Annotated in this window: 4 protein-coding genes; all 4 read left to right on the forward strand. The window is 65.7% G+C overall.

Annotation, left to right across the window (positions count from 1 at the left end; all coding sequences use genetic code 11):
* The first annotated feature begins 7 nt into the window (after positions 1-7).
* The 4 genes from JGS39_RS12595 (at position 8) to JGS39_RS12610 (ending at position 6,858) form a co-directional block, all read left to right on the forward strand.
* Positions 8-340, forward strand: a complete 333-nt coding sequence (locus JGS39_RS12595) for a hypothetical protein (protein WP_219568951.1) — start codon at positions 8-10, stop codon at positions 338-340.
* Entirely contained in the window at positions 337-1,092 is a 756-nt protein-coding gene (locus JGS39_RS12600; RefSeq protein WP_219568952.1) for a hypothetical protein, read from the forward strand. The genes JGS39_RS12595 and JGS39_RS12600 overlap by 4 nt, the downstream gene beginning before the upstream one ends.
* Before the next feature lie 175 nt (positions 1,093-1,267).
* Positions 1,268-2,659 carry a hypothetical protein gene (locus JGS39_RS12605; RefSeq protein ID WP_219568953.1) on the forward strand — a complete coding sequence of 464 codons (1,392 nt, stop codon included), beginning with the start codon at positions 1,268-1,270 and terminating at the stop codon, positions 2,657-2,659.
* Positions 2,656-6,858, forward strand: a complete 4,203-nt coding sequence (locus JGS39_RS12610; protein WP_219568954.1) for a hypothetical protein — start codon at positions 2,656-2,658, stop codon at positions 6,856-6,858. Before JGS39_RS12605 ends, JGS39_RS12610 begins: the two co-directional genes overlap by 4 nt.
* Positions 6,859-7,020 lie beyond the last annotated feature (162 nt).

Below are 7,020 nucleotides of genomic sequence, written 5' to 3' on the forward strand. Positions count from 1 at the left end.
GTGCGAGATGCCCGCAAAGGACGAGCTGGCCCGGCGAAGGTACGAGAAGCTGGTTGGCCGGCTTGAGTCGATGATGCGGGCTGCACTGAAGCCGCAGTACGTGGGCTACTACGGACAGCTGATCCTGAACGGCGACGATCTCGCAGAGATGGGTGAGCTCAAGGACGTCCGGCGGGCTGCCCGTGAGGCGGGCAACCGTCTGGGCTGGAAGCCCACGACCAGACTCGTCAATGGCCGGCTCTTCGTCCTCGACGAGCGGGAAGCGCCTACGGAGATCGAGAAGCTCACCCAAGACGCGTCAGCCAAAGCTATGGACCGAGCCTGGCAGGAGCATCAGTGAGCCTGGATCCCCTGCCCGATCCAGCCGTGGTGCTGGCCGAAACTGACTGGGGCGGCCTGGAGCACGCCTACGGGACAGCAGAGGACACCCCCACACAGCTCGCCGCGCTGTTGGACGTCGACCAGCGTGTGAGATCCCGGGCCCTGGACCACCTGCACCACGTGGTGCACCACCAGAACACCCTCTACGTCGCAACGGCCCCGGCCGCGCTCTACGTGGCCGCGATCCTCCTTGACCCGCGCACCGCCCTGCCCGTCGAGAAAGGGCCCCGAGACTTCCCCGGACCGATGCGCGCCGAACTCCTCGGCTGGCTGGACTCGGTGGCCAACGCCGCCGACGACCAGGCCGAGGCGACGATGCGCCGCTTCGGCTTCCCGCCCGAGGACTACCCTCCGTTCGTCCAGACCCGCGAGATCCGTCCGCTGCTCTTCTCGGCCGCTTCCGCCTGCTTCGACGACCACGACCTGCACGTCCGTGAGGCAGCACTCGCCGCCTGCATCCCGCTGCTGGACGACCCTCGGCTGCACCACCACCGGAAAGCCATGGCCCCAGTCCTGCGAGAGACGCTGGCCGTCAGCGCCCTATGGCAGTACCGGGAACGAGCCATCGAAGCGCTCACCGCATGGGGCGAGGACACTGCGGGCTTGAAAGTCCGGCGGGAGGCGTTCGAGGTGTGCGACGCAACGAGCGACACGTCCTCGTCAGCCGCATGGAACCTCGCGGCAGGTGACGCCGTAGATCTCCCGTTCTGACCGCGCTCTCAGCGACGTCACCGAGGCGCACGTGCTGGAGCTGTGGACGCGCACGGAAGGACGAAACGCCGCCTCTCAATGCACCCACCTTCATCGGCTCCGGCAGCTGTGGCGCGATGACAAGAAGCTGTCGAAGGAGGTGCGAGACGCGCTGTACAAGGAGCGGATGCCGGAGGTGACAGCGCTTTCCGACGTCCCGGAGTACGACGACGACGCCATGCAGCGGATCATGGTCGCCCTGCGGCACGACATTCGGGTGGCGCGGGACCGCATCCGGGCCGGCCAGCATCTCCTGGCCCGTTACCGAGCCGGGCAGATCAGATCCGGGCATCCAGACCACGAGCTCGGCATGCTGCTGGACGTCTTCGAGCGCACTGGCGATCTTCCACGCACGCCTGGAGGCACCATGGTGAGCGTGGTGTGGAAGCTGGGAGGATCCCAGGAGATCACTCGGCGGTTGTGCCTTTCCTCACGGGAGTTGACGGCGTTCGGCCTGTTGCTGACGGCATTGACCGCGGAGAACTTCGGCACGGTGGCGGCCTGGCCCGCCGCGCACTACCGGCCGGATGGTGGAGTTGAGGGCGTTCCCCAGATCGCGCTGATCAAGGCATCCAAGCCCCGGCGAGGCCCGGAGCGCGAGCACATGGTGACACCCGTGGAAGATGTGCCGGAAGAACTGGCCGTTCTGCTGGTCGCCGATGATCCAGAGCCCCGGCTGTTTCGTTCACCGCTACGGGTCTACCAGCTACTGCTGGAGCTGACTCAGCTCGCCAGGCGCCACGGCGGCCACAGCTCGGCCTTCGCCGGATTCCGGACGCAGACATCCGGAGCGAAACGCTGGACGCGTGGGGCCGACGCCAAGAACATCGCCCGATGGTCCGTTCAGCACGGATTTCCTACCAAGGAGCCCACCAAGGACGGAGTCGAGCCGGTGGAGGCGCGGCGGCTGCGGCAGACCGGCATCGAGCGCAAGCGGCGCCCGGTGGCCCACAGCCGGTCCACCATGAACGACCACTACCTCGCCCGCAGCCAGGACGTCGCCACCCAGTCCCGCGTCGTTGTCGCGGACGCGCTGCGCTCCCAAGTAGCCGCTGCCCGTAAGCAACGCAGCATCGCCGTACTGCCGGCCGCGCTGGTTGCCCGGGCCGCCTCCGACCTGGGGGGCGCCGCCCGGGACGCCGAGCTGGATCCTACGGTCCTCCGACGTCTGGTCTCCGGTGAACAGGACACCGTGCTGGCGGGGTGCACCGATCACCTCAACAGCCCGGGGGCCCCTCCGGGCGAACCCTGCGCGGAATCGTTCCTGGCTTGCCTGGGATGCGAGAACACCCGCGCGCTGCCCCACCAACTCCCGCTGCAAATAGCCGCACTGGACCAGGTGAGCATCCTGAAGGTGCATACCGACGTGGCGACGTGGAACGCGCGACACGCGGTGCATCATGAGCGACTCCAGGACCTGGTGGGGCAGTACCACCAGTCCGAGCAGGACCTGGCACGCCGCCGGCTCACCGGGCGCCAGTCGGAAATGATCAACGACCTGATGGCCGGACGGATGGACCTGCGATGACCACGGCCAATGACGGTGCCGCTACCTTGCCGTCGCTACTGAGCGAGCTCGCGGACAGGGAAGTGCTCCATACCCGGTCTGTACGGCACGGAACCGACCGTGTGGCACTGTCGAAGGTCGGGGATCGTGTCTGGTCGCTGGCGGAAGCACAGCCGGACCAGCACACCCAATCGATCATGCTCCATTGGTCGACGTACCCGAACCTGCTGGAGTACGACTTCCGGCTCTTCATCCTGGCGACCCTCGACAGCCCTTACCCGCCCGCTCTGGGCTCGGCGGCGGCACGGGCGCGCAAGAAGCGGGCCGCCGCGCCCGGCGATGAGGCGCTCAAGCTCCAAGACGCGGGCGATGGAGGCGTCGACGGAGCTGAATCCGAGATGAGTGTCAGTGGGTGGCAGTACCGTCGGGGCATGACTGCATGGCCGCCAATTGATCGTGACGATCTTCGCAAGGCACGCGGTGACGCCGGCTTCGATACCGTGCTCCCATTGCTCGTCAGGCGCTTGATAGCCGAGACCGCAATTGGGTTGGAATCCTTGGACATGCCGGGAGGCTCCGGCACTGCGGTCGGGGGTTTCGACGGCATTGCCACAGCGTCGGGACCATCGGCGTTCGTGCCCGAGGGAACCTCCGTGTGGGAGTTGTCTGTTGGCGGCGGCAACAGCAAGGCCGAGGGAGACTACGAGAAGAGGACGAAAGGGCCGAACGGGCTCGCGACCAAAGACGTCACTTACGTGGAAGTCGTCCTCGACACGTGGAGAGATGCTCGAACCTGGGTCGCGCGCCACACCGAGGATGGTCGATGGCGGGAGGTACGCGGGTACAACCTCGACGGGATCGACCTCTGGCTGGAACAGGCGCCCGCCACCACGGCATGGCTTGCTGCCCGACTAGGGAAAGCGCTGCCGGGCGTGCGGTCTCTGGAAACGTGGTGGACTGACAGTTGGCTTCGTTCGACGCGCGTTCCACTGGACCGGACGGTGGTGCTGGCCGGGAGAGAGGAGGCGGCCGCCGACTTCAGTGCCTTACTCGCCACCAAGCAGTCGGTGATCGCGCTAGGTGGTGATCTGCGCCCCGACGAGGTTTGTGCTTTCGTTGCCGCTGCGCTAGAGCAGGAAGGCATCCTGGGCTCCAGTCAGGTCGGGACGCGAGTGCTGTTCGTTTCCAGCAGGGACAGTCTCGAGCAACTGGTTGCGCAGCCCCAGCCTTTGATCTTGGTCCTCGCAGACCCGGCGCTCGCACGGGACGTTCCGCAGCAGCGCCCTCACCAGCTCGTGTGGGCGGCGATGCCCGGCGGCCCGTGCGACGTGACGGTGCCCAGGCTCCACAGCCAGGCCGTCGAGTCCGTGCTGCAGGCAGCTGGCATGTCGTACGAGCGTGCGGCCCGGTTCGGCACGCTCGGTCGTCGCAGCCTACTCGCGCTACGGCGAGCCTTGGCCCACCACCCGGAGCCGCTCACATCGGAACGGGCCTCGACGCTCGATGTGGTCCGCCGACGGCTACTCCTGCTGAACTCCTGGCAAGGGGAAAATCGAGAAGACCGCCGTGTTGTTTCACAGTGCTTGGGTCTTGAGTACGAGAAGTTGCAGGAACGAGCCCGAGAGCTCGCCGCCGGGACCGACATCCCTTTCCTCGGCCACCTGGAAGAGAGCTGGCACGTGCTCGCAGCCGAGGATGCCTGGACTGTGCTCGGTACATCCCTAACCAGCGACGATCTCCACGTCTTCCGAACGGCAGTCTTGGAGGTACTGACTGAAACGGACCCGACTCTCGACCTAGACCCGAGCGAGCGGTGGAGAGCCGGGGTGATGGGCGCGAGACCGCGCTTCTCAGGCACCCTTCGCGCAGGGCTCGCCCAGTCGCTCGCCCTCCTGGGCACACTGGGCGCGGACCTGCGAGGCCCCCAAGGCATCACGGGGGATCGATGGGCACGGCTGATGGTCCGTGATCTGCTGGAGCAGGCCAACGCTGATGACTCGTACAGGCTGTGGCGTTCCCTGGGCGATGTGCTCACCCTGCTGGCTGAGGCCGCCCCGGAGGAGTTCATAGAGGCGATGCACGAGGGCCTCAGTGGCACCACGCCTCTTCACGCTGCCATGTTCACCGACAACCAGCCTGACAACATGGGGCTGGGATCCAGCTCTCCCCACACAAGGTTCCTGTGGTCATTGGAAATCCTTGCATGGTCTCCGGAGCACCTCGATGACGCAGTCGACGTGCTGACCGCGCTGGCCGTCGTGGACCCGGGCGGCCGACTCTCGAATCGTCCCCTCGCGAGTTTGGTGGGGATTCTCAGCGCATGGGCTCCCAACACGACCGCCGGCGCCGAGGACCGCATCAGCGTGATCCAACGCGTGGCGCGGAGGCACCCGGTAGTCGGCCGCAGGTTGCTCCTCCAGCTCATTCCCGACAGTCACGCGGTGCAGATTGGCCACCCCGGTCCGCGTTTCCGTGACTGGAAAAAGGACACCGCCGTCACCCCCGATGATCGATGGAGTGTCACCACCGCCGTGGTCGAACTTCTCCTCGACGAACTCAATGCCGCGCCCGAGCTGTATGTGGACCTGATCGGTAAAATCGACGATCTCCCTCCCAAGCACCGCGCGGAGGTCGCGAAACGGCTGACCGAGCTGGCCGACGGCCTGGAAGATGACGATCGGCGTGCGGTTCTCCACCACGCACTGCGCGATCAGATCTCCCGGCACCAGGAGTATTCGGACACCGCATGGGCCCTTCCCGCAGACGAACTTCGCCCCCTCCAAGCAGCGTACGAAGCGCTGGAGCCTCGGAATCCGGTGCAGCGGCACGCCTGGCTGTTCCAATCCCACTGGATCACGCTCGGCGACTTCAGGCGTCGTGACGACTTCGCCGCCTACGACGCGGAAATCCTCGCTCGACGGGCCGCAGCGGTTATGGAGACGGTCGCGAACGAAGGACTTGGGGCCCTTCTGGCGCTGGCCTGCGCAACGGAGTTCGCGGACCTGGTGGGCATCGCTCTGGCAGTGCACTCTGAGGACCATGACCAAGAGTTGCTGTCCTGGCTCGAGGAGGACACTTCACCAGCAAAGGAGGTTGCGACAGGGTACCTGCGCCGGCGCATGTGGGCCCAGGGGAATGATCTCCGCGACAGGCTTCTTTCTTTCACAGAGGTTCCGCAGACTCAGGCAATGATCCTGCGGCTCGCCCCGGAGCCAGCAAGCGCCTGGTCCAAGCTCGCCGAACTCAGTCCGGAAGTAGCAGAACATTATTGGCGTGAGTTCTCCTACTTCGGGCTCGGCTCCGACTTCCCGCAAGCTCTTGATGCGGCCCGGTCGCTGTTGGGGGCAGGCCGTCCCGCAGCGGCGCTGGACGTGATCCTCCTATACGACAGAGAAGGGGACAGTGCAGAGGCCGCTGAGATTGTCCTCACCGGGCTTGAAGACCTCATCGCAGCTAGGTTGAGCGACCCTGAGATCGGGCGACTCAGTTCACGCTTCCAGAACCTATTCGCGCTGCTGGCCCGGCACCACGAGCACGTCGGGCGCCAACGCATCCTCAGTCTGGAGTGGCAACTCTTCCCTGCGCTCGGGTTCGACGCTGAGGCCCCAACCCTGCACAAGATGCTGGCTGAGGACCCTGAGGCGTTCGCGGATCTGGTGACGTGGTCCTTCCGCCCCAGCACCGCTGCCAAGGAGGACACAACAGATCCCGTGGAGCAAGAAAATAGACGCAGTATCGCGAGCCGTGCCTACGGAGTCCTTCACACTTTGCGTACGTGTCCCGGGCTTACGGCCGACGGGAGCCTCGACAAGGTTGCCCTGCGCACGTGGGTGATGACGGCACGGGCAGAGCTGGCTGCCAGAGATCGTGCCAGGGTAGGTGACGTGCAGATCGGTCAGGTACTTGCTTTCGCCACGCGCGACCGGGACGATTCGCCGGTCCCGGAAGCTGTCCGAGACCTACTTGAAGAGATCAACAGCGGCGACCTCGAACGAGGTCTAAGAATCGGTATCTACAACAAACGCGGTGTGACCAGCCGGGGACTCCTGGATGGCGGAGTTCAAGAGTCACACTTAGCCCGGTCCTTCCGGGAGCAGGCCGAACGTGTACGCGCCTGGCCGCGAACCAGGAAGCTGCTCAACGGGCTTGCGGAGTCGTACGAAGCTGACGCCCGGCGGGAGGACCAAGAGGCAGAGCGACGGCATCAGGGCCTGGAGTAGGCCGTACCGCGTCAAGTCCCGCGGAATTGCCAGCGAAGAAGGTCCAATTTTCCCTCGGCTGTCTCAACCTTCGTGTATGCCAAATAAGCGCCCGATGGTTCGGGCCTCCACGTCGGCCAGTATCGCGGCTATCCGGGCCGGGACTACTGAGATTGAACTCGT

Source organism: Streptomyces poriferorum (genome assembly GCF_019399235.1).
Taxonomy (GTDB): Bacteria; Actinomycetota; Actinomycetes; order Streptomycetales; family Streptomycetaceae; genus Streptomyces; species Streptomyces poriferorum.

Bases quoted from the DNA above. Each gene is read 5' to 3' on its own strand.
- JGS39_RS12595 (WP_219568951.1), top strand. From the start codon at position 8: ATGCCCGCAAAGGACGAGCTGGCCCGGCGAAGGTACGAGAAGCTGGTT.
- JGS39_RS12610 (WP_219568954.1), top strand. From the start codon at position 2,656: ATGACCACGGCCAATGACGGTGCCGCTACCTTGCCGTCGCTACTGAGC.